Source organism: Streptomyces sp. ISL-12 (assembly GCF_018614415.1).
Lineage (GTDB): Bacteria > Actinomycetota > Actinomycetes > Streptomycetales > Streptomycetaceae > Streptomyces.
The window spans coordinates 1-26,261 of the sequence record NZ_JAGGOO010000131.1; the positions used below are offsets into that span (position 1 = coordinate 1).

The 26,261-nt window shown below is 72.0% G+C and carries 26 protein-coding genes and 1 pseudogene; 6 read left to right on the plus strand and 21 right to left on the minus strand.

Annotation, left to right across the window (positions count from 1 at the left end):
* Positions 1 to 222: 222 nt before the first annotated feature.
* From J7I94_RS31300 to J7I94_RS31310, 3 genes are all read right to left on the minus strand, one after another.
* On the minus strand, positions 223 to 1,377 hold the full coding sequence (locus tag J7I94_RS31300) for an ROK family transcriptional regulator (RefSeq protein WP_215172545.1): 1,155 nt from the start codon (positions 1,375 to 1,377) through the stop codon (positions 223 to 225).
* A 91-nt stretch (positions 1,378 to 1,468) separates the two neighbouring features.
* Positions 1,469 to 2,131, minus strand: coding sequence for a response regulator transcription factor (locus tag J7I94_RS31305; RefSeq protein ID WP_215172547.1), 663 nt, complete (start codon positions 2,129 to 2,131; stop codon positions 1,469 to 1,471).
* A 14-nt stretch (positions 2,132 to 2,145) separates the two neighbouring features.
* Entirely contained in the window at positions 2,146 to 3,294 is a 1,149-nt protein-coding gene (locus J7I94_RS31310; protein WP_215172549.1) for a sensor histidine kinase, read from the minus strand.
* A 108-nt stretch (positions 3,295 to 3,402) separates the two neighbouring features.
* Here J7I94_RS31310 and J7I94_RS31315 point away from each other — a divergent pair, with 108 nt between their 5' ends.
* From J7I94_RS31315 to J7I94_RS31325, 3 genes are read left to right on the plus strand one after another with little or no spacing between them, the layout of a single operon-like run.
* Positions 3,403 to 4,323: an ABC transporter ATP-binding protein gene (locus J7I94_RS31315; RefSeq protein ID WP_215172551.1), complete on the plus strand. Its 921-nt coding sequence runs from the start codon at positions 3,403 to 3,405 to the stop codon at positions 4,321 to 4,323.
* Positions 4,324 to 4,325: 2 nt separating this feature from the next.
* Complete coding sequence (locus J7I94_RS31320) at positions 4,326 to 5,051, plus strand: ABC transporter permease (RefSeq protein WP_215172553.1); 726 nt, start codon at positions 4,326 to 4,328, stop codon at positions 5,049 to 5,051.
* 40 nt (positions 5,052 to 5,091) lie between these two features.
* Positions 5,092 to 5,508 carry a hypothetical protein gene (locus tag J7I94_RS31325; RefSeq protein WP_215172555.1) on the plus strand — a complete coding sequence of 139 codons (417 nt, stop codon included), beginning with the start codon at positions 5,092 to 5,094 and terminating at the stop codon, positions 5,506 to 5,508.
* Positions 5,509 to 5,575: 67 nt separating this feature from the next.
* On the opposite strand, the gene mug is transcribed toward J7I94_RS31325, so the two are convergent.
* Entirely contained in the window at positions 5,576 to 6,133 is a 558-nt protein-coding gene (mug, locus tag J7I94_RS31330) for a G/U mismatch-specific DNA glycosylase (protein WP_215172557.1), read from the minus strand.
* A 13-nt stretch (positions 6,134 to 6,146) separates the two neighbouring features.
* Positions 6,147 to 7,589: an adenylosuccinate lyase gene (gene purB, locus J7I94_RS31335; RefSeq protein ID WP_215172559.1), complete on the minus strand. Its 1,443-nt coding sequence runs from the start codon at positions 7,587 to 7,589 to the stop codon at positions 6,147 to 6,149.
* Between the two features lie 800 nt (positions 7,590 to 8,389).
* Here purB and J7I94_RS31340 point away from each other — a divergent pair.
* Complete coding sequence (locus tag J7I94_RS31340) at positions 8,390 to 8,998, plus strand: hypothetical protein (RefSeq protein ID WP_215172561.1); 609 nt, start codon at positions 8,390 to 8,392, stop codon at positions 8,996 to 8,998.
* A gap of 273 nt (positions 8,999 to 9,271) precedes the next feature.
* Here J7I94_RS31340 and J7I94_RS31345 read toward each other — a convergent pair whose 3' ends face one another.
* The 13 genes and pseudogenes from J7I94_RS31345 to bioB all read right to left on the minus strand — a co-directional run bounded on the left by J7I94_RS31345 (position 9,272) and on the right by bioB (position 22,213).
* Entirely contained in the window at positions 9,272 to 10,165 is an 894-nt protein-coding gene (locus J7I94_RS31345; protein WP_374198459.1) for a helix-turn-helix transcriptional regulator, read from the minus strand.
* Positions 10,166 to 10,192: 27 nt separating this feature from the next.
* Positions 10,193 to 10,999 carry an SDR family oxidoreductase gene (locus J7I94_RS31350; protein WP_215172563.1) on the minus strand — a complete coding sequence of 269 codons (807 nt, stop codon included), beginning with the start codon at positions 10,997 to 10,999 and terminating at the stop codon, positions 10,193 to 10,195.
* 154 nt (positions 11,000 to 11,153) lie between these two features.
* On the minus strand, positions 11,154 to 12,146 hold the full coding sequence (locus J7I94_RS31355; protein WP_215172612.1) for an aldo/keto reductase: 993 nt from the start codon (positions 12,144 to 12,146) through the stop codon (positions 11,154 to 11,156).
* Between the two features lie 129 nt (positions 12,147 to 12,275).
* Positions 12,276 to 12,530, minus strand: a pseudogene (locus tag J7I94_RS31360) (IS5/IS1182 family transposase); the annotation flags it as partial.
* Positions 12,531 to 12,758: 228 nt separating this feature from the next.
* Complete coding sequence (locus J7I94_RS31365; RefSeq protein ID WP_215172565.1) at positions 12,759 to 13,610, minus strand: SGNH/GDSL hydrolase family protein; 852 nt, start codon at positions 13,608 to 13,610, stop codon at positions 12,759 to 12,761.
* 226 nt (positions 13,611 to 13,836) lie between these two features.
* Complete coding sequence (locus tag J7I94_RS31370; protein ID WP_215172567.1) at positions 13,837 to 14,850, minus strand: hemolysin family protein; 1,014 nt, start codon at positions 14,848 to 14,850, stop codon at positions 13,837 to 13,839.
* On the minus strand, positions 14,847 to 16,208 hold the full coding sequence (locus J7I94_RS31375) for a hemolysin family protein (RefSeq protein ID WP_215172568.1): 1,362 nt from the start codon (positions 16,206 to 16,208) through the stop codon (positions 14,847 to 14,849). Before J7I94_RS31375 ends, J7I94_RS31370 begins: the two co-directional genes overlap by 4 nt.
* 285 nt (positions 16,209 to 16,493) lie before the next feature.
* Complete coding sequence (locus J7I94_RS31380; protein ID WP_215172569.1) at positions 16,494 to 16,919, minus strand: GNAT family N-acetyltransferase; 426 nt, start codon at positions 16,917 to 16,919, stop codon at positions 16,494 to 16,496.
* A gap of 63 nt (positions 16,920 to 16,982) precedes the next feature.
* Positions 16,983 to 17,867 (minus strand): LLM class F420-dependent oxidoreductase, encoded by an 885-nt coding sequence (locus tag J7I94_RS31385; protein WP_215172571.1) that lies wholly within the window; start codon positions 17,865 to 17,867, stop codon positions 16,983 to 16,985.
* A gap of 219 nt (positions 17,868 to 18,086) precedes the next feature.
* Positions 18,087 to 18,785, minus strand: coding sequence for a class I SAM-dependent methyltransferase (locus J7I94_RS31390; protein ID WP_215172573.1), 699 nt, complete (start codon positions 18,783 to 18,785; stop codon positions 18,087 to 18,089).
* A gap of 304 nt (positions 18,786 to 19,089) precedes the next feature.
* Positions 19,090 to 19,806: a dethiobiotin synthase gene (bioD, locus tag J7I94_RS31395; protein ID WP_215172575.1), complete on the minus strand. Its 717-nt coding sequence runs from the start codon at positions 19,804 to 19,806 to the stop codon at positions 19,090 to 19,092.
* A 48-nt stretch (positions 19,807 to 19,854) separates the two neighbouring features.
* Positions 19,855 to 21,135 carry an adenosylmethionine--8-amino-7-oxononanoate transaminase gene (locus J7I94_RS31400; protein WP_215172577.1) on the minus strand — a complete coding sequence of 427 codons (1,281 nt, stop codon included), beginning with the start codon at positions 21,133 to 21,135 and terminating at the stop codon, positions 19,855 to 19,857.
* Positions 21,128 to 22,213, minus strand: coding sequence for a biotin synthase BioB (gene bioB / locus J7I94_RS31405; RefSeq protein WP_215172579.1), 1,086 nt, complete (start codon positions 22,211 to 22,213; stop codon positions 21,128 to 21,130). The genes J7I94_RS31400 and bioB overlap by 8 nt, the downstream gene beginning before the upstream one ends.
* A gap of 166 nt (positions 22,214 to 22,379) precedes the next feature.
* Here bioB and J7I94_RS31410 point away from each other — a divergent pair, with 166 nt between their 5' ends.
* Positions 22,380 to 23,597, plus strand: coding sequence for an 8-amino-7-oxononanoate synthase (locus J7I94_RS31410; RefSeq protein WP_215172581.1), 1,218 nt, complete (start codon positions 22,380 to 22,382; stop codon positions 23,595 to 23,597).
* Positions 23,598 to 23,639: 42 nt separating this feature from the next.
* Here the strand turns inward: J7I94_RS31410 and J7I94_RS31415 are convergent, their stop codons facing one another.
* Together J7I94_RS31415 and J7I94_RS31420 are read right to left on the minus strand one after the other, a co-directional pair.
* Positions 23,640 to 23,870 carry a DUF397 domain-containing protein gene (locus J7I94_RS31415; RefSeq protein ID WP_215172583.1) on the minus strand — a complete coding sequence of 77 codons (231 nt, stop codon included), beginning with the start codon at positions 23,868 to 23,870 and terminating at the stop codon, positions 23,640 to 23,642.
* A 9-nt stretch (positions 23,871 to 23,879) separates the two neighbouring features.
* Positions 23,880 to 24,740 (minus strand): helix-turn-helix transcriptional regulator, encoded by an 861-nt coding sequence (locus J7I94_RS31420; RefSeq protein ID WP_215172585.1) that lies wholly within the window; start codon positions 24,738 to 24,740, stop codon positions 23,880 to 23,882.
* A 213-nt stretch (positions 24,741 to 24,953) separates the two neighbouring features.
* On the opposite strand from J7I94_RS31420, the gene J7I94_RS31425 reads away from it, so the two are divergent.
* Positions 24,954 to 25,418 (plus strand): ATP-binding protein, encoded by a 465-nt coding sequence (locus J7I94_RS31425; protein ID WP_215172587.1) that lies wholly within the window; start codon positions 24,954 to 24,956, stop codon positions 25,416 to 25,418.
* A 367-nt stretch (positions 25,419 to 25,785) separates the two neighbouring features.
* Here J7I94_RS31425 and J7I94_RS31430 read toward each other — a convergent pair whose 3' ends face one another.
* Positions 25,786 to 26,259, minus strand: a complete 474-nt coding sequence (locus J7I94_RS31430; protein WP_215172589.1) for a C40 family peptidase — start codon at positions 26,257 to 26,259, stop codon at positions 25,786 to 25,788.
* Positions 26,260 to 26,261 lie beyond the last annotated feature (2 nt).

Genomic DNA, 26,261 nt, shown 5'->3' on the forward strand with positions numbered 1-26,261 from the left:
CGCCTCGGCCCAGTGGTGACCCTGTGGCGACCCCACGGCGACCAGCCCCAGCCGTGCGGTGGCCGGCACGCGCCCCATGGCGACCCGCCCCGGCCGAACGGCGACCGGCCCACACGCCACCCCACGGCAACCAGCCCCGGTCGGTCGACACCGACGCCCACGCTCGCGCCCAGTCCGGGCCGCGAGCGACCGCCCCTGATCAGCGGACCATCGCGGGGACGGTCACCGTCGGGCCGTCGTGCCCTCCACCGCGAAGAGCTGTTCCTCCACGTGGTCCAGGGCCAGCCGCAGCGCGCCCGTCGGTACGGCGGCCTCGCCCAGCAGGGACAGGGCGACCCGCGGGGGGCGCAGACAGTAGCGGGACAGCTCCCGGCGCAGCGGTTCCAGGACGCCGTCGAGGCCGGCCGCCCAGCCGCCGATCACCACGAGCTCCGGGTCGAGGGCCAGCACCAGCGCCGCCACGTCGTGCACCAGGCGCCGGATGAACCGGTCGACGGCCGCGCGGGCCCGCCGGTCACCGTCCCTGGCCTGGGCGAACACCTTCGCGACCGCCTGCTCGTCGAGCGGGTGCAGCGGCTCGTCCGTGGTGGACAGCAGCGTCTCGGGCGTCACCTCACGGCCCAGCAGATGCAGCGCCCCGATCTCCCCGGCCGCCCCGCCGAAGCCCCGGTGCAGCCGCCCGCCGATCAGCGCCCCGGCCCCCGGACTCAGCCCGGCCAGCACGAACACCACGTCGTCCGAGCCGATGGCGGCACCCTGCCAGTGCTCGGCGACCGCCGCCGCGTTGGCGTCGTTCTCGACCAGGACCGGGCACTTGAAGGAACGGCCCAGCCGCTCACCCAGCCGCAGCCCCGTCCACCCCGGCAGCGCCGTGCCCAGCCGCACCGTGCCGTCCGCCTCGACGATCCCCGGCGTCGCCGCCCCCACCGCCCGCAGCGAGCCGCGCGCCACCCCGGCCCGGCGCAGCAACTCGGCGACGGCACCCCGCAGCCGCTCCAGCCGCTCGTCTGCCGACGCGTTCTCGTCGACGTCCTTGGCCTGGACGCCGAGCACCGTGCCGTCCAGGTCGGCCAGGAGCGCGGACACCCGGTGCGGGCCGATCTCCAGCCCCAGCAGATGCCCCGCCTCCGCCCGGAACCGGAACCGCCGGGCAGGCCGCCCCTGCCGCCGGGCCGACCCCTCCTCGGCCGCCGTCTCGACGACCAGCCCGGCCTCGATCAGCCCGTCGACCACGCCCTCCACGGTCGGCCGGGACAGCCCCGTCACCCGGGTGATCTCGGTCAGCGTCGCGCAGTCCGTCGAGCGCAGCGCGTGCAGCACCACCGCGGAGTTGATCCTCCGCAGCAGCGAGGGATCCCCGCCGGTCAGCCGCCCCACGGTCCGTCCTCCCAGCTCGTGCGCGTGTTGGCCGGATCGTACTCGGCACACCGGCCCCCGGCGAGAGCCGGTCCGCCCGGTGCCGCACGGCTCAGCCCGGCGCCACGAACCCCGACTCGTACGCCGCGATCACCGCCTGCGTGCGGTCCCGCGCCCCCAGCTTCCCCAACACGGCGCTCACGTGCGACTTCACCGTCTCCGTACCGACGACCAGCTTGGCGGCGATCTCCGCGTTCGACAGCCCGCGCGCCATCAGCCGCAGCACCTCGCCCTCCCGCTCGGTCAGTTGGGCGCGGTCCATCGCCGCGCGGGCCGCGCGCATCCCGCCGCCGTCGCCGTACTCCGCCGCCAACTGCCGTACCGACGCCGGGAAGAGCAGCGACTCGCCCTCCGCCACCAGCCGTACCGCGTGCACGATCTCCGCGGGCCGGGCCCGCTTCAGCAGGAATCCGTCGGCCCCGGCGCGCAGTGCCTCGTACACGTACTCGTCGTTCTCGAAGGTGGTGATCACCAGGATCTTCGGCGGGTCGGTCACCGTCCGCAGCACGGCGCGGGTGGCCTCGATGCCGTCCAGCAGCGGCATGCGGACGTCCATGGCGACCACGTCCGGCCGCAGCTGCCGCACCAGCGGGATCACCGCCGCCCCGTCGGCCGCCTCCCCGACCACCTCGATGTCGGGCTGCGCCTCCAGCACCGCCCGCAGGCCGGCGCGGACCAGGGGTTCATCATCGACGAGGAGAACGGTGACCGGCATCCGGCCAGGGTAGATCAGCGCACCGGCAGCACCACATGAACCTGCCAGTCACCGGCGTCGGGCCCCGTACTGGCGTGTCCGCCCAGGAGCGCGGCCCGCTCCCGTATGCCGCGCAGTCCGCTGCCCCGGCCCGGACCGGGCGCGGCGGCCGCGAGCGGGCTGCGTATCTCCAGACCAAGAGTGCTGTCCTCCACCCGGATACGGACTCGGACGGGTACGGCACCCGCGTGCCGCAGCACATTGGTCAGCGCCTCCTGGAGAATGCGGTACCCCTCTCTGGACACCGGCCCGGGCACGGTCTCCAGCGGCCCGGTCACCTCCGTGTCGAGCTTCGCCCCGGAGGACCGCGCGGACTCCAGCAGCCGGTCCGCGTCCGCCAGCGTCGGCCGGGCGCTCACCGGCCGCCGCTCCTCCCGCAGCACCCCCAGGACCCGTTCCAGGTCCTCCAGGGCGGTCCGACCGGTGTCCTCGATGGCCGACAGCGCCCGGTCGGTGAAGTCCGGGTCACCGGCCGCCCGCGCCGCGCCCGCCTGCACGACGGCGACGGTCAGCGCGTGCCCGATGGAGTCGTGCAGTTCGCGGGCGATGCGGTTGCGCTCCAGCAGTTGTTCGGTGCGCTCCTCCAGCGTGGCCAGGCGCTCGGCCGGGGAGGGGCCGAGCAGCGTACGGGCGGCCGCGGTGACCAGGGCGCCGAGGCCCACCACCGCTCCGTACAGCGCGACCAGGGGGACCGGCACGAGGAGCGCGTACGCCCAGTGCGGGCCGATCGTCCCGGCGAACGTGTCGATTTCGTGGCCCGAGGCGAGCCGTATCAGCCAGTGCGCGGTGATGGGCAGCCAGACGCAGGCGAACGTCACCAGCCAGCCCAGCGCCATCCGCACCTCCAGCCACACCACCGTGCGCAGCCGGTCCGCCCAGGTCACCGAGGGGCCCGGGGAGAAACCGGTGTCGTCCCCACCGGGCAGCAGGAGCCACTGCGCCTGCAGCCGCTCGCCGCCGCGCACTCCCGCGATCAGGCCCAGCGGGGCCAGCGCCACCGCGGGCGCCCACATCCGTGTGTCGTCGATGAGGATCCACAGGCTCACGACCAGCATCGGCACCCACAGGTGCAGCAGCCGGGTGTACGTCGTCCCCCGCACCAGCGGGCGCAGCAAGCGGACCATGGCGTCATCGTGCCAGCCGCCACTGACATCGGCCCTCCCCCGCACGGGGGAGACGGACTCCACCGGCGGGGGAGGCCCGGGCCGGGCACGACCGGCCACGCTGTCGTCATGACCAGCATCGAACTGCGGGCCCTCACCAAGGAGTACGGCACCCGACGCGCCGTCGACGACCTGACCTGCACCGTCCACTCCGGCCGCGTCACCGGCTTCCTCGGCCCCAACGGCGCGGGGAAGTCCACCACCATGCGTCTCGTCCTCGGCCTGGACCGGCCCACCTCCGGCACCGCCACCCTCGGCGGACGCGCCTACGCCGCGCTCGACGAACCGCTGCGGCACGTCGGCGCCCTCCTCGACGCGCATGCCGCGCACGGCTCGCGCACCGCCCGGGACCATCTGCGCGTCCTGGCGGTGAGCAACCGGCTGCCCGAACGCCGGGTGGACGAGGTGCTGGAGGAGACGGGCATCGCGTCGGTGGCCCGGCGCCGGGTGCGGACGTACTCCCTGGGCATGCGCCAGCGGCTCGGCATCGCCGCCGCCCTGCTCGGCGACCCGGAGGTGGTGATGCTGGACGAGCCCTCCAACGGCCTCGACCCGCAAGGCATCATCTGGATCCGGGAACTGCTGCGCCGGCTCGCGTCCGAGGGCCGCACGGTCCTGGTCTCCAGCCACCTCATGAACGAGACCGCGTCCTTCGCCGACCACCTCGTGGTCCTGGGCCGGGGCCGGCTGCTGGCCGACACCCCGATGCGGGAGTTCATCCACGCGCGCGTACGGCCGCGCGTCCGCGTCCGCACCTCGGACCCCACCGCCCTCGCCGACGTCCTCGCCCGCCACGGCCACGACGCCGTACGGCACGAGGCGGGGCACTGGACCGTGTCCGGCGCGCGCGTGGAGGACATCGGCCGCGTCGTGTCGGCGGCCGGGGTACCGATCCTCGAACTCTCAGCCGAGGAAGGCACCTTGGAACAGGCCTACCTCGACCTGACGGCCGCCGAGGCCGAGTTCACCGCCCAGCCCCAGGAGGCCTGACCATGACACACGCACCCGTCCTGCGTTCCGAGTTCCTCAAGGTCCGCACCCTGCGGTCGTCGTACGGCACGCTGCTGGCGGTGGCCGCCGCCACCACGGCGTTCTCCGCGCTGGCCGGTGTCTCCGACACCTCCGATCCGGACTTCGACGCCCTGTTCATGGCACTGTCCGGCGTCCTGCCCGGCCAGATAGCCGCCATCGCCTTCGGTGCCCTGGCCGTGTCGTCCGAGTACCACGGCAACGCCATCCGGCTGACCCTGGCCGCGGTGCCGCGTCGCGGTCGGTGGTACGCGGCCAAGCTGACGACGATCGCGTCCCTCTCCCTCGCCGTGGGACTCGTCACCGCCCTCGCCGCCCTCCTGGTCACGCGGGCGGGGCTGGGGCCGGCCGCGAGCGGACTCAGCACGGCCGAGCAGGCACGCGGCGTCGTGGGCTGCGGCGTCTACCTCATGCTGATGGCGCTGTTCGCGGCCGGCCTCACCGCGCTGTTCCGCAGCGGCGTCGCCACCCTCTCGGTCATGATCCCGTTCATCCTCATCGTCTCCTTCGTGATCGGCGACGTGGCCGGCGGCGCCACCGACTTCCTGCCGGACAAGGCGGGGCAGGTGGTCCTGTACGAGACGTACGACGGAAGTGTCGGCCCCTGGACGGGACTTGCCGTGACGGCGCTGTGGACGGCCGCCGCCGTGCTGGCGGGCGGGTTGCGGCTGCGCCGCCGGGACGCCTGACGGACCGCCAGTTGTCAGTGGTGCCCGCTTTACTGGAGCCATGGACATCGCCCGGCACATCGCCCTCATCGACGAGCTGTGCTTCCGCCCCTTCCCGGCGGAGCACGACCACCACCTCGTGGTGCTGAGCGGCAGCCACGGCCTGCGCGGCGGCGGCGACCCGGCCGAGCGTGCGGTGACCGTCGACCAGTACGAGAAGGAGCGGGACGCCGTCGACGCCCGCCTGACCGAGCGCTGGGGCGAGTCGGAGATCCTCAACCTGCTCACGGTCCTGCTGCGCACCGAGCGGGCGGAGGCGATACCCGAGCCGTGGACCGAGCTGAGCGCCCGCGCCCGGCTCGCCTACCTCTGGGAGGTGGCGGGCACCGGCCGCTGGGTCGCGCTCGCAGTCGCCGACCGGGACGCGACGGACGAGGTGCAGTTGCTGGCCGCCGTCACGGAGGAAGCCCCGCCATGAACCACGCCCACGCCTGCTTCCACGCCCACGTCCGCAGCTACGCCTGGGCCTACATCTACATCTACATCTACATCTGCGTCTGCGTCTGCGCCGCGACCCGCAGCCGCGCGAACTCCTCCGCCATCGTCTGCGCCGTCCAGTGCGCGTTCAGCCCGCTCGGGTTGGGCAGCACCCACACCCGGGTGTCCCCGATCATCCGCTCCTGCGGCCCCACCTGGGCCTTTCTGTCGTCGAAGGCGGCTCGGTACGCGGTGACGCCGACCACGGCCAGCCAGCGCGGCCGCAGCCGCGTCACCTTGAGGGCCAGCTCCCGGCCGCCCTCCCGGTACTCCTCGGCGGTCAGCTCGTCGGCCCGGGCGCTCGCCCGCGCGACCACGTTGGTGATGCCGAGCCCGTACGAGAGGAGTTCCTCCTGCTCGGCGGGCTTGAGCAGCCTCGGGGTGAACCCGGACAGATGCAGTACGGGCCAGAACCGGTTGCCGGGGCGGGCGAAGTGGTGGCCCGTCGCGGCGGTCATCAGGCCGGGGTTGATGCCGCAGAACAGCACGTGGAGACCGTCCGCGACGACGTCCGGTACGAGACGGTCGCGGGCGGCCTCCAGTTCCGCCGGGGTGAAGCGGGGCATGTCCGTGCGCGCGTCAGAGGATCGCGCCGGGCGTGTAGCCGGCCGCCTCGGGGTGCTGCTTGACGATCTCCTCGACCCGGTCCACGACGGCGGCCACCTGGTCGGCGGCGGCACCCGTGAAGGACAGCTTGTCGGCCATCAGCGCGGTGAGCTGTTCCCGGTCCAGCGGCAGCCGCTCGTCGGCGGCGAGCTTGTCGAGCAGGTCGTTGCGCTCGGCGCCCTGCTCGCGCATGGCCAGCGCGGTGGCGACGGCGTTCTCCTTGATCGCCTCGTGCGCGACCTCACGGCCGACACCGGCGCGCACGGCGCCCATGAGGACCTTGGTGGTGGCGAGGAACGGCAGGTAGCGGTCCAGTTCCCGGGCCACGACGGCCGGGAACGCCCCGAACTCGTCCAGCACGGTCAGGAACGTCTCCAGCAGCCCGTCCAGCGCGAAGAACGCGTCGGGCAGGGCCACCCGGCGCACCACCGAGCAGGACACGTCGCCCTCGTTCCACTGGTCGCCCGCCAGCTCGCCGGTCATCGAGGCGTAGCCGCGCAGGATCACCATCAGGCCGTTGACGCGCTCGCAGGAGCGGGTGTTCATCTTGTGCGGCATCGCGGACGAGCCGACCTGGCCCGGCTTGAAGCCCTCGGTGACCAGTTCGTGCCCGGCCATCAGCCGGACCGTCTTGGCCAGCGACGACGGCGCCGCCGCGAGCTGCACCAGCGCGGTGACGACCTCGTAGTCCAGCGAGCGCGGATATACCTGGCCGACCGAGGTGAACGCCTGTGCGAAGCCGAGGTGTCCGGCGATCCGCCGCTCCAGCTCCGCGAGCTTGCCCGCGTCACCGCCGAGCAGGTCCAGCATGTCCTGGGCGGTGCCGACCGGGCCCTTGATGCCGCGCAGCGGATAGCGGCCGAGCAGTTCCTCCACCCGGCCGTACGCCACGAGCAGCTCGTCGGCGGCGGTGGCGAACCGCTTGCCCAGCGTCGTGGCCTGCGCCGCCACGTTGTGCGAGCGCCCGGCCATCACCAGTTCCCCGTACTCGCCGGCCAGCTTGCCCAGCCGCGCCAGCACGGCCACGGTCCGGTCCCGCACCAGCTCCAGCGAGAGCCGGATCTGCAGCTGCTCGACGTTCTCCGTCAGGTCCCGGGAGGTCATGCCCTTGTGTACCTGCTCGTGCCCGGCGAGGTCGTTGAACTCCTCGATCCGCGCCTTCACGTCGTGCCGGGTGACCTTCTCTCGCTCGGCGATCGAGGTCAGGTCCACCTGGTCGAGCACGCGCTCATAGGCGGCGATCGCCTCGTCGGGCACCTCGATGCCGAGGTCCTTCTGCGCCCGCAGCACGGCGAGCCAGAGCTGTCGCTCCAGCCTCACCTTCTGCTCGGGCGACCAGAGCGTGGCGAGCTCGGCGGAGGCGTAGCGTCCGGCGAGGACGTTGGGGATGCGGGGCTTGGCGGGAGCGGAAGTCACGTAAACGGATTCTACTGGCGATTCGTGCAGGCCAGCGCCGAGGGGGGAACTGGAGGAACCTACGAGAACTCCCTCCCGGCCCAGGACCAGCCGAGCGGACCGCCGTACGGCAGCGGCTCCGGGCGTTTCGCCGGACGCCCGCCGCCGGACCGCAGCGCGACCCAGCGTAAGCTCCCGGACGCGAAGGGTCGCGGAGCGGGGGGCGGTCACGTCTGCCTCTTGGGGGAAGCAAGTCGGGCGGTGCGTCGCCCCCCCCATTCGCTCACTGCGGGCAGCGATCGCGTCCGGCGAGGATTGCGCAGACCGGATGCGGCCTGAAGCTGTTCCAGGGCAGGGGGATCCAGCGGCGGTGCGTCGGCAGGCACGGCCAGTCCAGGGTCGCAGAGCGTAGAGAACGCCATGATCGCGGACGTCCGTGCCTGCTGTGTACCGAACCCCGCCCACTACGACGAGACGCCAGCAATCGGACGTCAGCCGATTGTGCCGAAGTCCTGACCGAATGGCTTGCCTTACCTTGCCGTCACCTCCCCGAAGGGGATATGGGCGATATCTGCCGTAAGCTCTCTTTTAGTTCCTCCGCGCTATCCAACGCACCGAAATGCAACCGCCAGTTGATCCCCAGCGCCATGGCGAGGGACACTATCTGGCGGATGCGTGTTCCCGGCCGAGTGGCACTCGCTTCGGCATCCTCCCGTGCAGGTCGGCGGAGGCCATTTACCCAACGATTACTGGGCAGTTGACCTCAGAGTTTCGTGGTAGCGTTCTTGTTCGGAGGGACAGTGCAACCTGAAAGGGAAATCGTGAACACGGAGAAGATCGCCGCTCGCCGCCTCTCGCTGGAAGAGGTGACGAAGCTCGGCGTGAAGGACAAGCTCTTCGTTTCCGCCGACACGGCAGAACTCAAGCTTCCCGACTGCTATGTCCCTGCTTTTCTGACCAGGTCCGGTGAGGAATTCGAGGGCGGCTCGATCACGGCGCGAACCGTATTCCAGGAAGAAGTCTCCTGCCTTCCCGACGACGAGAATGAAGCCGGGATCTACTTGGCCGACGAGAACGGCCCGGTGACCATCGAGGTCCTCCAGTCCGCCGGTGTCGTGCTGGACCTGGCACTTTTCGTCCCTGGTGGGGACAAGGGAGCCCTCACGGCCCTTTACGCTGCGGCCCGGCAGGCGTTCGGCGCCGACGTCGTGCAGATCTGGCGCCAGGGCCTCAAGGAGGTTCCCGACGTGAAGGTCGACATCTTCGAGGAGCAGATTCCCCGGGGGCGCAAGGCGAGCGACAGCCCCAAGCGTGACCGTCGCGCGATCGACACCTACCCCACCCGTGCGGACTTCATCGAGTTCTCCGCGGGGTGGAAGCCGGTCGTCGAGATTCACAGGCCGATTGTCGACGACACCCCGACCATCTGAGGCAGCGCTGCCTCTGGGTCTCGGCCTGAGGGAAGGCCGAGAGCGCATGCGCCGGGTCCGGTCGACCCCGTCCAGCCTCGAACTTTAGTAACGGTCCGCCGACGGAGTCGGTGGACCGTTTTCGTGCCGTGGGCTGAGGCTGTGCAGGCCGAGGGCCCGAGTGTTGTCTCGGGATGGCGCCGGATTCCACTGCTCCGGGTGTTGGGGTGGTGTCGAAGGGGCCAGAGCTCCGGCGTGGTCGCCGGGTGTCATCGCGCGCCGCCGCGCCGTCTGCTATCCGTTGTGTGCTTCGAGTTCGGTCGCCAGCGTCTGTTGGGTGGCCGCCCACGACGCCAGGAGCGCCAGAGCGTCAGCGGTCGGTGTGCCCGCGGACGCGGTGTAGACGTTGAGGTGCAGGCCGGGTTCGGCGGGCAGTTCCAGGGACTCGACGTCCAAGTCGAGCTGGCCCACGATCGGATGGCGCATCCGCTTGCGTCCGGACCGGTGCAGCCGCACGTCCTGAGATGCCCACCGCTGCCGGAACAGCTCACTGCACGTCGACAGTTCGCCGACCAGGGCGATCAGCTCCTCGTCGTGCGGATCGCGGCCGGCTTCCATGCGTAGCTTCGCGGCCGCGGCACCGGCAACATGGTCGTAGTCGACAAAGAAATCTCTGGCCGCTTCCGGGTTCAGATAGACGAACCGCGCTGTGTTCGCCGGCCGTCGCGGGTCGGCCAGCACCGGTGAATACAGCGCGCGAGCGAGTTGGTTCATGGCGAGCACGTCATAACGGCCGTTGCCGATCCAGGCCGGCGCCTCGGAGATCGCGTCGAGCACCTGCTGCAGCGTCGAGCGCACTGTCACGGCAGACCGGCGCCGGCGCGGGCCGCTGGGCGCCCTGGATCGGCGCGCGAGGTGGAACAGGTGGTCGCGCTCGGCCTCGTCGAGTTGCAAGGCAGAAGCCAACGCGTCGAGCACGCCATCGGAGGCACCGGCGAGGCTGCCGCGCTCCATGCGCACGTAGTAGTCGACCGATACCCCCGCCAGTAGCGCTACCTCCTCGCGGCGCAGACCTTTGACCCGGCGGTTGCCGCCGTAAGCGGGCAGACCCGCCTGCTCGGGTGTGATGCGGGCGCGACGCGAGCTGAGGAACTCCCGGATCTCGGTGCGCAGATCCATCGTGGCCATCTCCTCACCGTAGGTCCGTCCCGCAGTCTAGGGGGTGCCCGATGCGGTCGTCGCGATGCCGCCGTCTACCGGGATGATGGTGCCCGTGAGGTAGGACCCAGCCCGGCTGGCGAGAAACACGGCGATACCCGCCATGTCGTCGGCGCGGCCGAGCCGGCGCAGAGGGGCCGCCGCCGCGATCGTGTCGCCGATGGCATCGAGCGTGGACGCCATCATCTGCGACGGGAACACTCCCGGTGCCACCGCGTTCACGGTGACGTGCTGTGGGCCCAGCTCTCTGGCAAGCACTCTGGTGAGTTGATGGAGTGCCGCTTTGCTGCTGGCGTACGAGTAGTTGGGCGACTGCGCGACGTGGATGGCGGCGATACTGCCGATGTTGATGACCCGCGCGGGATCATCGGCGGTGCCCGCCCTGCGAAGCGCGGGGAGCAGCGCCTGCACCAGCCGGAACGGCGACTTGAGGTTGAGGTCGATCACCGCGTCCCATGCCTCGTCCGGGAACGTCGCCAGCGGTTCGCGCCACATCGCGCCCGCGTTGTTGACCAGGATGTCCAGGCGTTCCGAGTCGCCCATGACAAGATCAGCGAGGCGCTGACACTCGTCGTGCCTGGACAGATCGGCGGGGATGGCGCGAACGTCGCCGAATTCGGACAGCAGCTGCTGTGCCTCCGCGCACGTGTCTGCCTTGCGTGAGCTGATGACGACGCGGGCGCCCGCCTGGAGAAGGCCGCGCGCTATCATCATCCCAATGCCCTTGGTGCCGCCAGTGACAAGGGCGCACTTCCCACTCAGATCGAAAAGTTCTGTGTGAGTGGTGAATTGGTTGTCCGCCATTGGTCTCCGTCCCTTCTGTCATGGAAAAATGCGCAAGCACGGTCGCGCATGCGGGTCAGTTGAATTGGACTGATGGGGGGTGAATCGCCGTGCGTGTCCATGGAGTGTCGCCGGCGCTTTCCTTCGGGGCGCCTGGGGCCTCAGTTCGACCTCGTCAGCGGCCGAACAGCGACTTCAACTGCTCGGGAACGCGCCCGCCCTGGATACGAATCCGGGCCGCGGTCTCCTCGATGCGCTGCAGGTCACCGGGCGTCAGCTCGACGTCGAGTGCGCCTAGGTTCTCTTCCAGGCGGTGCAGCCTGGTGGTGCCGGGGATCGGCACGAACCACGGCTTCTGCGCCAGCACCCAAGCGAGGGCGATCTGAGCCGGCGTAGCCCCCTTGTCGTCGGCAATCTGCTGGAGCAACTCGACCAGCGCCTGATTAGCCTGCCGCGCTTCGGGTGTGAAGCGTGGCAGGGAGCGACGCAGATCGTCGTCGGCCAGCGACGTGCTGGAATCGATTTTGCCGGTCAGATAGCCCTTCCCGAGCGGGCTGTAGGGGACCAGACCAATGCCCAGCTTCTCCAAGGTCGGAATAATATCGGTCTCGTGCTCTCGCATCCAGAGTGAGTATTCACTCTGTAGTGCCGCCACAGGCTGCACAGCGTGGGCGCGCCTAATCGTCGTCGCACCGGCCTCCGACAGGCCGAAGTGCTTGACTTTACCTTCGGAAATCAGCTCTTTCACCGTGCCGGCCACGTCTTCAATGGGTACGTCGGGATCGACGCGGTGTTGATAGAGCAGGTCAATGTACTCGGTCTGGAGACGCGTGAGCGAGGCCTCGGTTGCTCGGCGGATCTGCTCGGGCCGGCTGTCGACCCCCGACATCGGGGTCGGCCCGTGTTCGCCGTGCTTGATGCCGAACTTGGTGGCTATCACCACTTGGTCGCGCACCGGCGCCAGTGCCTGACCGACCAGCTCTTCATTGGTGAAAGGGCCATAGACTTCGGCGGTGTCGAAGAAAGTCACGCCGCGGTCAACTGCCGCCCGCAGCAGCTTCGTCATCTCGGCTGGGTCCGGGAGCGCGCCGTAGAAAAAGCTCATGCCCATGCAGCCGAGCCCCAGAGCTGAAACTTCGAGTTGCTGTCCAAGTTTGCGCTTTTGCACTGGAAACGCTCTTTCAGGAAAGATCATCTGGTCCATTGCTTTCCCCGCGTTCAGCCGGGAACCGACCACAGGCTAAGCAGGCTTGCGGCCGACAGGGAGACCCTGGTGATACAGGTACTGAGAGACCCCCTTGCCCGACTGAGGCTTTTCTGCGGCGATCCGGTCTATGGGCAGCAGGGCCCCGTCCAGCAGCACGAACGCTTTCGACGATGCTGTCCGCGCCGCCTCTGTGAGGGTCGGCGCGAGGGCGGTCAGGGTTTCAACGGCCTCGGTGATGTGCCGGTGCGCGGTCGCGAGCTGGGCATGCGGGCGGCCGTTGCGGAGGTGGGCGAGCGTGAGCGGGGCCTGTCGGCCTGCGCTCAGGCGCCGCCAGCGGGTGCCGAGCTCTACGACCCGCTACGCCCGCCCTCGGCTCGCCTGTTGCCGGGCGAGCGTTGATCACGCCGCTGGCGCCTTCGCGGATCCTCGAACGACTCGGTCGTCGCGCTTGTTCCACTCCGATCGGGCGGCGTGGACCGGGAGCCTGCGACGCCGGCCGTGGATCGGTGAACGTCAGCGGGCGCAGGCAGGGAGGGAACGGTGCCCGCGCTCAAGCGGCGCATGGCAACCGGGCTAGGCTCCGGGGCAGTGCCCCACCCGTCGCCAGTCCGTCACAGGGCCGGGGTTTGTGTGGTCCGCAGGGGTGACCCAGAATGCTGTGCCCAGCTCAGCGTCGAACTGGGCGCCTGTCCGGCCGTCCCCGGAGGAGCGGCCGGTCAGCCGACGGCCGATCCACGGCAGCAGGTGCGTCCGGGCGAACCGCAGGTCGGCGCTCCGCCGCAGCATCCAGCCGGGCGGCGGCGTCGTCGGTACCGGCGTGCGCCACTCGGAGTCCTCGGCCTCGTATCCGAGCGTCTGCCACACCGCCTCGGCGACCCTGCGGTGTCCCTCGGCGGTCAGGTGCAGCCGGTCCACGTCCCACAGCCGTGGGTCGGCCAGCGAGGGCGCCCCGTAGAGGTCGACGACCACGGCACCGTGCCGGGCGGCGAGGTCGTCGACGACGGTGAACAGCGCCTCCATGCGTGGGCGGAACCGTTCCAGGACCGGGCCCTGGCGGCCCGGGCTGCGCATCAGCACCAGTTGCTTGCAGTTCGGGGCCAGCCGCTCCACGGCCTCCGTCAGCAGGTCCCGCACCCGCCCCATGTCGCACTTGGGGCGCAGGGTGTCGTTGAGCCCGCCGACCAGGGTGATCACGTCGGCGCCCATCGCGGCGGCGACGTCCACCTGCTCGTCGACGATCTGGCCGATCAGCTTGCCGCGCACGGCGAGGTTGGCGTAGCGGAAGCCGGGGGTGCGGGCGGCCATCCGGGCGGCCAGTAGATCGGCCCAGCCCCGGTAGGAGCCGTCGGGCAGCAGGTCCGACATGCCCTCGGTGAAGGAGTCGCCGATCGCGACCAGGCTGGTGAAAGTGGGGTTCGTCTGCATGGCGACGAAAATGGTATCCCGAGGCACCCAACGGCATACCCGCCGGTCGGTGCCTGAGCCCGCCGGTCGGTGCCTGAGCCCGCCGGTGGGTGCCTGAGCCCGCCGGTGGGTGTCTGCTGCCTGCCGACGGGCGCCTGACGGCCCACCCGACGGGTGCCTGACGGCCCACCCGACGTTGCCCGGCGCTCACCAGAGGGGGGCGTCCGGCATCCGTCGGCCGGTGTCCTCACGTCCGCTGTCCGAACAGCTCCCGCAGGACGTCCTCCATGGTCACCAGCCCGGCCAGCCGTCCGTCGGCCTCCAGGACGGCCGCCAGATGGGTGCGGCTCGCGCGCATCGCCGTCAGTACGTCGTCCAGCGGGGTGCTCTCCCGTACCCGGGCGATGGGACGCATGTCACCCGGCCGGAACGCCGCGCCGCGCGGTGAGGCGTCCAGGGCGTCCTTCACGTGCAGGTAGCCGACGATCCGCCGCCCGTCGTCCACCACCGGGAACCGGGAGAACCCGGACTCGGCCGACAGCCGCTCCAACTGCTCGGGGGTGACGCCCACGCGCGCGTGCACGACCCGTTCCAGGGGGAGCACCACGTCGCGCACCGGCCGCCGGCCCAGTTCCAGCGCGTCGTGCAGCCGCTCCTGGGCGCGGTCGTCGATGAGCCCGGCCTCGCTCGCGTCCTTCACGATCTCGGCCAGCTCGGTGTCGGTGAAGGACGCCGACACCTCGTTCCGCGCCTCGACCCGCAGCAGCTTGAGCAGCGCGTTGGCGAACGCGTTGACCGTGAAGATCACCGGGCGCAGCGCCCGGGACAGGGCCACCAGCGGTGGACCGAGCAGCAGCGCGCTGCGCACCGGCTCCGCCAGCGCGATGTTCTTCGGCACCATCTCGCCCAGCAGCATGTGCAGATACGTCGCCAGGGCCAGCGCCAGCACGAAGGAGACCAGGTGCCCGGCCCCGGACGGCACCCCCATCGCGTGGAACACCGGTTCCAGCAGATGGGCGATGGCAGGTTCCGCGACGATGCCGAGGACCAGCGTGCACAGCGTGATGCCGAGCTGGGCCGCCGCCATCAGCGCCGACACGTGTTCCAACCCCCACAGCACGCGCTCCGCCCGCCGGTCGCCCGCCTCGGCGTGCGGCTCCACCTGACTGCGGCGCACGGAGATCAACGCGAACTCCGCGCCCACGAAGAAGGCGTTGACGACCAGCGTCAGCAGACCGATCAGCAGCTGTACGACGGTCACCGCCCGGCCTCCTCGTTGCCTGGACCGGAGTCGGCGTTTCCGGTCCGCTCGTCCTCGAGCGGTGCGCGCAGCAGGACGGCGGCGGCCCGGCGGCCCGTGGCGTCCACGACGTCGAGGCGCCAGCCCGCCACCTCCACCCGGTCACCGACCGCCGGGATACGCCCCAGCTCGGCCGCGACCAGCCCGGCCACCGTCTCGTACGGTCCTTCCGGCACCCGCAGGCCGACCCGCTTCAGCCGGTCCACCCGGGCCGAGCCGTCCGCCCGGAACAGCGCGTGCCCGTGCTCGTCCGTGCCGGCCGGGGCCAGCTCGGGCGTCTCGTGCGGGTCGTGCTCGTCCCGCACCTCGCCGACGACCTCCTCCACGATGTCCTCCAGCGTCGCCACGCCCGCCGTGCCGCCGTACTCGTCGATCACCACGGCCATGGTGCGCCGCCCGGAGAGCCGGTCCAGGAGCCGGTCGACGGTGAGCGTGGCCGGCACCAGCAGCGGATCGCGCATCAGCTCGGAGACCGGCACCTCGGACCGCCGCTCGGCGGGCACCGCCAGGACGTCCTTGATGTGCGCGGTGCCCACCACCGCGTCCAGGGTGTCCCGGTAGACGGGGAACCGGGACAGCCCGGTCGCCCGCGTCGCGTTCGCCACGTCCGCGCAGCTCGCGCCGGCCTCCAAGGCGATCACCTGGACGCGCGGCGTCATCACGTGCTCCGCGGTGAGGTCGGCGAGGTTCAGCGTCCGTACGAACAGTTCGGCGGTGTCCGCCTCCAGCGAGCCCTCCCTGGCCGAGTGCCGGGCGAGCGCCGCCAGCTCCTGCGGCCCGCGCGCGGACGCCAGTTCCTCGGCGGGCTCCACACCGAGACGCCGTACGAGACGGTTGGCGGTGTTGTTCAGATGGGTGATGAAGGGCCGGAAGGCGGCGCTGAACCAGCGCTGCGGGGTCGCCACCCGCTTGGCGACGGCGACCGGCGACGAGATCGCCCAGTTCTTCGGGACCAGCTCGCCGACCACCATCAGCACCACCGTGGACAGCGCCGTACCGATCACCAGCGCGATCGAGGAGGCGGTCGACGGAGAAGCGCCCAGGTCCCGCAGCGGGCCCGCGAGCAGTGCGGCGATCGACGGCTCGGCGAGCATGCCGACCACCAGATTGGTCACCGTGATGCCGAGCTGAGCGCCCGACAGCTGGAACGTCAGATTCCGTACGGCCTTCAGGGCGCCCGCCGCGCCGCGCTCCCCGCGTGCCGCGGCCCGCTCCAGCGCGCCGCGTTCGACGGTGGTCAGGGAGAACTCGGCCGCGACGAAGGCGCCACAGGCCAGCGCGAGCAGGACGGCCACCAGCAGCAGGAGCACTTCGGTCACCGGTTCACCTCCGTCCCGCGATCGCCGGTCGTGACGTGATTGTCTGCCGTCCCGTGATCGTCCGTCGTCCTGCGATCGCCTGTTGTCCCGCGACCGCCCGTCGTCCCGCGATCGTCGGTCCCACGACCGTGCGTCCTTCGGTCATCCGTCCCATGATCGGGCAGGGCGGGGCGGCTCGCGCGCTGTCGCACGCCGGGCGGCGGTTCCGTGGACAGGGGCTCGGAGTCCGTCATGGTCGCGCGAGTGCCCGCCCCGGGCCGGATGAGGCCACGACTCCGAGGCGCCTCAGGAGGCGAGGTGCTTCACCCAGCGCCGCCACTGCTCCTCGGGCTCGTAACCGGCGGCCCGCCACGCGTGCTGCGCCCGCTCGTTGCGCACCAGCACCATCGCGTCCCCGCGCCGCCCGCCGAGGGCGACGAAGCGTGCCTCGGCGGCGGTCAGCAGCGCCGTGGCGATGCCCTGGCGGCGCCGGTCCGGGTGCACCGCGAGCCGGTACAGATGGCACCGCCAGCCGTCGAAGCCGGCGATCACCGTGCCGGCCAGCTCGCCGTCGACCTCGCCCAGGACCAGCGCCTCGGGGTCGCGGGCGACCAGGCGCTCGACGCCCGCCCGGTCGTCGCTGATGCTGGTGCCCTCCGCGGCCACCTTCCAGAAGGCAAGCACGGTGTCCAGGTCCTCGGGCCCGGCGGCCCGTACATGAAGATCGATCATGAACCGATCCCATCAGCCACGCAGACGGGTGACCAGCGGTTTCCGGTATGTGGACGGCGGAGGTCACTCCCCGCGCAGCGCCCGCACCACCGGGGCGAAGGCCTCCATGTACGGCTCCAGCACGGTCAGGTACGAGAAGCCGTACCGCTCGCGCTGCGCCCGCACCTGGCCCGCGATCTCCTCGACGGTACCGGCCAGCAGGGTGGGCAGCTCCAGCATCTGCGCGGTGGTCAGGTGCGGTACGCGCTCCGCGAACGGGCGGACGGCGGCCTCGCGGTCCTCGGTGACCAGCACCATCTGAATCAGCAGGTTCAGCTCCGTGGCCGCCGAGTCCGCCGCCCGCGCGCGGTAGTCGGCCACGCTCGCGTCCAGTTCCTCGGCGGTGCGCGGGACCAGTTGCCCCGTCGTGCTCCCCGGCACCGCACGCGCGCCGGTGAACGCCGCGATGTCGGCGTGCTCGGCGGCCAGTTCCAGCATGCGCGGACCGCCCGCGCCGATCAGCAGCGGCACCCGGTGCCGCGCCGGACGCGGCTGGTGGTCGGCGGACTCCAGCAGCCGCTTCAGCTCCCGCACCGTGTGCCGCACCCGGTCCACCCGCTCACCCGGCGAGCCGAACGGCAGCCCGGCCGCGTCGTGCTCCGCCCGCACATACCCGGCCCCGATCCCCAGCTCCAGCCGGCCCCCGGTCAGCGCGTCGGTGGTCGCCACCTCGCGGGCCAGCAGCGCAGGGTTCCAGAAACCCGCGTTCAGCACGAACGTGCCCAGCCGCGGCCGCTCGGTGGCCTGCGCCGCCGCGACCAGCGCCGGGAACGGCGCCACCATGCCCAGATGGTCGGGGACCAGCAGCACGTCGTACCCCAGCTCCTCCGCCCGGCGGCACTTGTCACGCCACTCCTCGGCCGGGGCCGGCACGGTCAGGTTGACACCGAAACGGAACGGACGCGACATGAACTCTCCAGATTGCTCGGCGACTTGAGATCGTGCCGAGTCAATCACCCGGAGCCGACGGCAGCCAGGACGCCCATCCGCGACGCCTCGCAGGGCCCCGTGCGCCGCCGGGTGCGCCGGGAAGAGCGCCAGGCCGGTACGGGCGGCGGCGCCCGGGTCGTGCCCTGACCGTACGGCGGCAAGGGGGGACGTCTTCGCGGCCGTACGGCGTCCCGCCGCTCAGCGCGGTGTCGCCGTGCCGGTCCCCGCCCGCCAGGCGGTGCCCAGTACGCAGTACGACGTGGGCAGCCGTGGACCCTTCTCCGGCATCAGGGTCCGCCGGTAGGGGCCCAGCGTGAACCCGGCCTCGCGCAGCGCGGCGAGCGGGTCCCGCGACACGTGGCAGCCGCCGGCCAGCGGTGGCCACACCGTCCGGTCCAGGGCACGCTGGGCGAGGGTCATCAGCCGGCCGCCGCCCCGCCCGTGCTCGAAGAACCGCACCTCGCCGCCGGGCCGCAGCACCCGCCGCAGCTCCGCAAGTGCCCGGGGCACGTCACGGACGCTGCACAGCACCAGGGAGACCACGGCCGCGTCGAACCCCTCGCTCTTGACCGGCAGCGCCTCGGCGGTGCCCGGTACCACGTCGACGGGGGTCTCCGCGCGCAGCGCCGCCTCCACCGCCAGCTGTCGCAGCACCCGCTCCGGCTCGATGGCGACGACCTCGGAGACGGTGCGCGGGTAGTGGGTGAAGTTGAGGCCGTTGCCCGCGCCGATCTCGATCACCCGCCCGGAGAGTCCGGTGAGCAGCCGGTCGCGGATCGGCCCCATGCCCATCCGGGTCTCGGCGGTCACGCTGAGCCGGGCGTAGCGGCGCGCGAACCACGGGTGGTGCACGGCGTCCCGTGGCATGGCCGGGTCGCGGGCGGAACGGAGCGGCATGGGACCTCCCTCGCCGAGGGACGCGGACGCGTTACCGCGATTGTCCCCCGTACCGGCGCCACGCACCCCTGCCCAGGCCCTCTCTTCGCGAGGGCCGCGCGGGCGGTCCCGGTGCCGACGGGCCGTCGGGCGGGCGCTGCGGGCCGTCGCGGCCAGGACACCACACGTCCGCTCAGGCTCTCCCTCCCGGCCCCGGGGTTCCTCCGTGTGTCCCAGGCGCCGCCCGTCTCCGGATCCGCTCAGGCGCCCTCTCGGTCCCGGGGTTCCTCCGTGTGTCCCAGGCGCCGCCCCTGTCCGGATTTGCTCAGGCCCCCTCTCGCCTCCGGAACTCCTCCGCGTCCCAGGTGCCGCCCACCTCCGGCGCCAGCCAGCTCCGTGCCGCCGTCCGGAAACCGGCCGGGGCGCGGGTGGCGGCGCCTGCGGGCACCGCGCCCAGCAGTGGTGCGCCGGCGACGTCCGGCAGGTCGGTGACGTTGCAGCGCGCGGCGAGGTCCGGACGCGCGGGCCAGCTGCCGATCACCACGCCCAGCGGCACCAGCCCCCGCGCGCGCAGTTCACGGGCCGTCAGCTCCGTCGCGTTCAGGGTGCCGAGACCGGCCGGCGCCACGATCAGCACCGGGGCGCCCAGCGTCCCGGCGGCGTCCGCCAGCGTGCCGCCCGCCGCGTCGAACCGTACGAGCAGCCCGCCCGCCCCCTCCACCAGCACCAGGTCGTGGGAGGCGGCCAGCTTCTCCGCGGCGTCGGCCACGTCGTCCGGCCGCACGGGAGCCAGCCCGGCCCGCCGCGCGGCCGTCGCGGGCGCCAGGGGTTCGGGATAGCGGGCCAGCTCCGCGGTGGTGACCGGGCCCGCCAGCCGCCCGACCTCCTCGGCGTCCCCGGGCTCACCGGGTGCCACCCCCGTCTGCGCGGCCTTCAGCACCGCCACCGACCGGCCGGCCGCCACGGCCGCCGCGGCGACGGCGGCGGTCACCACCGTCTTCCCGACCTCCGTACCGGTCCCCGTGATCATGAGCACGGTCATGTCGTCCTCCTGTCCGCCGGGCCGCCGGGCGTACCTCGTCCGGTCACGTCACCCCTCCCGCGCCGCCGCGCACACCGCGCGGCCGATCCGGGCCACGTCCGCGTCGTCCGTGACGTACGGCGGCATCGTGTAGACGAGGTCGCGGAACGGCCGCAGCCACACCCCCTCGCGCACGGCCGCCGCCGTCGCCGCAGCCATGTCGACCTCGTGGTCGAGCTGGACCACGCCGATCGCGCCGAGCACCCGTACGTCCCGCACCCCCGGCAGCGACGCGGCCGGCGCCAGCCCGTCCCGCAGCCCCGCCTCGATCCGCCCGACCTCGGCGCGCCAGTCCTGTCCGAGCAGCAGCCCGATCGAGGCGCAGGCCACGGCCGCCGCCAGCGGATTGCCCATGAACGTCGGCCCGTGGGCCAGTACGGGCACCTCGCCGCGCGAGATGCCCTCGGCCACCCGGGACGTGCACAGTGTGGCCGCCATCGTCAGATAACCGCCGGTCAGCGCCTTGCCCAGGCACATCACATCCGGCGCCACCGCCGCGTGCTCCGCCGCGAACATCGTCCCCGTACGCCCGAAGCCGGTCGCGATCTCGTCGAACACCAGCAGCACGCCGTGCGCGTCGCACGCCTCCCGCAGCACCCGCAGATACGCGGGGGAGTGGAACCGCATCCCGCCCGCCCCCTGCACCACCGGCTCGACGATCACCGCCGCCAGTTCGCCGGCGTGCCGTTCGACCAGCGCCCCCAGCCGGGCGGCGTACGCCTCGTCGTACTCCGCCGGCGGGGCGTCGGCGAAGACCTGGCGCGGCAGCAGCCCCGCCCACAGCCCGTGCATCCCGCCCTCGGGGTCGCACACCGACATCGGCTGCCAGGTGTCGCCGTGATAGCCGCCGCGCCAGGTCAGCAGCCGCCGCTTCGCCGGCCGGCCGAGCGAACGCCAGTACTGGAGACACATCTTCACCGCCACCTCCACCGACACCGAACCGGAGTCGGCGAGGAAGACGTGTTCCAGACCGTCGGGCGACAGGTCGACCAGCAGCTTCGCCAGCCGTACGGCGGGCTCGTGGGTGAGCCCGCCGAACATCACGTGACTCATCCGCCCCAGCTGTTCGCGTGCCGCCCGGTTCAGCACCGGGTGGTTGTAGCCGTGCACGGCCGACCACCAGGAGGACATGCCGTCGACCAGTTCACCGCCGCCGTCGGCCAGCCGCAGCCGCACCCCGTCCGCCGACGCCACGACCAGCGGGTCGCGCCGGCCGGGCATCGGACCGTACGGATGCCACACGTGCCGCCGGTCGAGGTCCAGGAGTTCCTCCACCGTCAGGTCAGGCATTGGGCGCGAGGTCCGTTCCGGCACCGCGACGGCGTACGGCCACCAGATCGGTGCGTTCACCGCCCGCCCGGTGCTCCGGCAGGGTCGCCTCGCCGGCGCCCTCCACCTCGAACCCGGCGTCCGCGATCATCTCCAGGTCCGCCCGGCCCGCCTGGCCCTCGCTGGTGAGGTAGTCGCCGAGGAAGACGGAGTTGGCCAGGTGCAGGGCGAGCGGCTGCAGGGTGCGCAGATGGACCTCGCGGCCGCCCGCCACCCGCACCTCCACGTCCGGGCAGACGAACCGCGTCATCGCCAGGATGCGCAGGCACCGCTGCGGCGTCAGGTGCCACTCGGTGGCCAGCGGCGTTCCCTCCATCGGGATCAGGAAGTTCACCGGCACCGAGTCCGGGTCCAGCTCGCGCAGCGAGAACACCACGTCCACCAGGTCCTCGTCGCTCTCGCCCATGCCCGCGATCAGCCCGGAGCAGGCCGACAGACCGGCGGCGTGCGCCTTGCGCACCGTGTCCACCCGGTCGGCGTACGTGTGCGTGGTCGTGATGTCCCCGTACGTCGCCTCGGACGTGTTGAGGTTGTGGTTGTAGGCGTCGGCGCCCGCCTCCCGCAGCCGCTCCGCCTGGCCCTCGGAGAGCAGGCCCAGGCAGGCGCAGACCTCCACGTCCTCGTGCCGTTCCTTGATGGCCGCGACGGTCTCCGAGACCCGGTCCACGTCCCGGTCGGTCGGTCCGCGCCCGCTCGCCACCAGGCACACCCGCTTGGCGCCCCCGGCGACCCCCGCGGCGGCGGCCTCGGACGCCTGGTCCGGCTTGAGCCAGGTGTACTTGAGGATCTCCGCCCCCGAGCCGAGCCGCTGCGAGCAGTAGGAGCAGTCCTCGGGGCACAGGCCCGACTTGAGGTTGACGAGGTAGTTGAGCTTCACCCGGCGGCCGAACCAGTGCCGGCGCACCTTGCCGGCCGCGGCCACCACATCGAGCAGATCGTCGTCCGACGTGGCGAGGACGGCCAGCGCCTCCTCGCGGGTCGGCGGCTCGCGCCGCAGGCCTTTGTCCACCAGCGTGTTCAGCAATGCGCTCAGGTCCATGGCAGGCGATCCTGGCCCATCAACGGCCCTCGGCGAAAGGAGGGTTCCCACAACACGTCCGGTTCGACCTGTGGGGATTGCCACACCGTGAGCCCCTTGCCGGGCCGCTAGTGTCTGTTCACTGTCTACAAACCTCTGCTCACAGATCACCCGGAAGGACCGTCCCATGGCGTTCGACTGGATCGACACGCAGCGGGAACTGCGCCGGCGCTCCGGGCTGCTGCGGAGCCTGCGTTCCCGCCCGGCCGGGGACCCGCTCCTCGACCTGGCGAGCAACGACTACCTGGGTCTGGCCCGGCACCCCGAGGTGACCGAGGGGGCGGCCCGGGCGGCACGGATCTGGGGCGGCGGCGCGACCGGATCCCGGCTGGTCACCGGGTCCACGGAACTGCACGCGGAACTCGAACACGAACTGGCCGCCTTCTGCGGCTTCGAGGCCGCCCTCGTCTTCTCCTCCGGTTACGCGGCCAACCTCGCCGCCGTCACCGCGCTGGCGCCGCACGGCTCGCTGCTCGTCTCCGACGCCGGCAACCACGCCTCGCTGATCGACGGCTGCCGGCTGGCCCGGGGCACCACCCAGGTCGTGCCGCACGCCGCGCCGGACGCGGTGCGCAAGGCGCTGCGGACGCACGACGGGCCCGCGGTCGTCGTCTCCGACACGGTGTTCTCGGTCGACGGCGACGCCGCCCCGCTGACCGCGCTGGCCGCGGTCTGCCGGGAGCGCGGCGCCGGGCTGCTCCTCGACGACGCCCACGGCCTCGGCGTACTCGGCGACGGCGGCCGGGGTGCCCCGCACGCCGCCGGACTCGCGGGCGCGGAGGACGTCGTCGCCACGGTCACGCTGTCGAAGTCGCTGGGCAGCCAGGGCGGGGCGGTCCTCGGCCCGGCGCGGGTGATCGGCCATCTGGTCGACACGGCCCGGACGTTCATCTTCGACACGGGACTGGCGCCCGCGGCGGCTGGGGCCGCGCTGGCGGCGCTGCGGCTGCTGCGCCGCGAACCGGAACGGGCCGCGCGGGCCCGCGCGGTGGCGACGGACCTGCACGCGCGGCTGACGGCCACGGCCAGTACGGCCACGGCTCCTACGGTCCCGGTCCGTACGGCCACGGCTCCTACGGCCCCGGCTCGTACGGTCTCGGCCCGTACGGCCCCGGGTCTGGAGGCGGTGCGCCCGGACGCCGCCGTGGTATCGGTGCGCGCGCCGTCCTCGGTTCAGGCCGTACGGTGGGCGGCTGACTGCCGTACGGCCGGCCTGGCCGTGGGATGCTTCCGTCCTCCTTCCGTGCCCGACGGCATCTCACGGCTCAGGCTGACCGCCCGTGCGGACCTCACCGAGGATCAGGTCGAACGTGCTGTGCGGACGATCCGCGAAACGCGGCCATGAGTCGGCGTGACACGGCCGTGCGTCGTCGGCTGCCGCACGGGGTTACTTCTGGCGGAGCCCAGCGGTGAAGCCCGTCCAACTCCCGGGGGAGATGAGCAGGGCCGGTCCGGCGGGATCCTTGGAGTCGCGCACGGCGAGGAGTCCGGCCCAGGGGCCGGCCGACGGACGGGCCGTCTCCACGCAGTTGTTGGCCCCGGTGCTGTAGCTGCTGCGCAGCCACCGGACACCGTGCAGTCGGGTGCTGGAAGGGACGTGCCGCGGAGGTGTTGACATGGTGCCTCCTTACGCGCCGGCCGCTGTCGCGGCGATGAGATCCAATGAGTCGTCGGGCGAAAGGGCGTGAACCTGCAGGGCGTTGAAAGCCTCGGTGTAGGCCTCCAGGTCTTCTTTCCGTTCCAGATAGAGGCTACTCGTCAAGTGGTCGAGAACAACCACGTCTAGATCAGAAGTGCTCGAAAACGAGAAGATAACGAAAGGCCCCGTGACGCCGATGTGGGCTCCGGCGGCGAACGGCAGCACCTGGAGCCGGACGTGGGGCAGCCGCGCCGCGTCGACCAGCCGCTCCAACTGGCGGGCCATCACGCCCGGCTCGCCGACCGTCCGGCGCAGCACCGCCTCGTCCAGTACGGCGCTGAGGCGCAGGGGGGTGGCGGAGCGCAGCACGTCCTGCCGGGTCAGCCGCACCTCGACCAGTGCGTCGATCCGTTCCTCCGGCAGTCCGTCCATCGCGGCGCGGGTCACCGCACGGGCGTACTCCGGTGTCTGGAGCAGGCCGGGGACCACGGTGGTCTCCAGGGTGCGCATCGTGCTCGCCTGGGACTCCAGGCTGATGAAGTCGCGGTAGGCCGGCGGCAGCACGCCCCGGTAGGGGTGCCACCAGTGCTGCCGGCCGCCGTTGTCCTCGGACCCCGCCAGGGCGAGGATGACCTCGCGCAACTGGGCGTCGGCCACGCCGTAGACGTCCAGGAGTAACCGCACGTCGCCGGGTTTCGCGCCACTCGTCCCGGTCTCGATCCGGCTCACCTTGGACTGGTGCCATCCCGCCAGCCGGGCCGCCTCGCCGCTGGTGATCCCCGCCTCCGTGCGCAGCGTGCGCAGTTCGGCGCCCAGCTTCCGGCGGCGCACCACGGGACCGTGCCGCATGGGCCAACTCCTTACTCCTTATGAGTCGCGCAAAAGGGGTCTGCAGTCGCAGAGTTCACCGCTTCGAGCGACAGATATATGCACATCTTGGGGGATCGCCACCCTTCACCGGCGTGGTGATGGCACTCTGGCGACCAAGCACAGTCCGGGACCGTACTCGAACCATCCGCTCCGTGTGGGGCTGCGGTCCCGTCGGAAAGGGACGACGTCGCCATGGCAGACCACCTGGAAGCATCCGTCACTCTGCCGAGCGATCCCGCCTCGGTGTCCGCCGCCCGGACCTACGTCGTCGGCACGCTCGCGGAGTGGGGACTGTCCGCCGGCACGGAAGTGTCCGACACCATCCGGCTCATCGTCTCGGAGCTGGCGACCAACGTCGTGCAGCACACCCTGGGACAGTCACCCACCTTCACGGTGGACCTGGCGCTCGACCGTGACGAGCACCTGCGCATCGGTGTCACCGACAGCCACCCGCGCTTCCCCAAGCGCCTGCCCGCGGCCGTCCAGCAGGACAACGGCCGCGGCATGGTCATCATCCGCTGCCTCGCCGCCGAATGCGGCGGGCGCCTGAGAGTCCGCCCCACCCGGGAGGGCGGCAAGACCGTCTCCGTCGAACTCCCCTGGACACCCCCGGCCGAGCCGCTCCCGACGACGGTACGGCGCGATCGGCGACGGTGACGGGGCGGGCTGGGTGCGGCGGGCCGCCCTCCGGGACCCGGCGTCCCCCGCGCGCTCCGTCCGCCGCACCCGCCGCGCGCGGCAGGTGTCACCGCGGCGGGTCTCGTCGCGCGCGGTCCGGGAAGGGCGGCCGGTCATGCCGTACGGACCACCCGCCGGGCCCGCGCCACGCCTGGAGCTCCCGTGCGCCCCGTATGCACCCGTACGCCCAGTACGCGCCCGTACGGCACCCCTGCCGACCCGTACGGTCCCGTGCGACCCGTACGGTCCCTACGGCGCCCATGGGGCCCGTACGCCCGGTACGGCCCCATACGCACTCGAGGGAGCGCGCCCCCGGCAGGGTCGGCGGCGCGCCCCCTCGGGCGGATCACTTCACCCGGCCGTACCAGACGCTCTTCGTCCAGATCTTCTGCAGCCGCACCACGTCACCGGTCTTCGGGGCGTGCCAGATCTTGCCCTTTCCGGCGTAGATGCCCACGTGGTAGACGCTGCGGCCGGAGTGGAAGAACACCAGGTCGCCGGCCTTGCGGCTGGAGGCGGAGACATGGCGGGTCCGGTTGTACTGCTGGGCCGCCGTGCGGGGCAGTTTCTTGCCGGCCTTCTTGAACGAGTACAGCGTCAGCCCTGAGCAGTCGAAGCGGGACGGCCCGGTGGCCCCGTACCGGTACGGGGCGCCCTTCTTGGAGGCCGCGATCTTCAGCGCCTTGGTCGCATGGGTCGCCGCGGCGGCCTCGGAGGCGATGCCGGGGACCACGATCGAGCCGCCCACGGCGGCGATGGTGAGGGCCGAGGCCGTACCGGCCCGGACCATGAGCGACGGGACACGATTGAGCGCAGTCATGC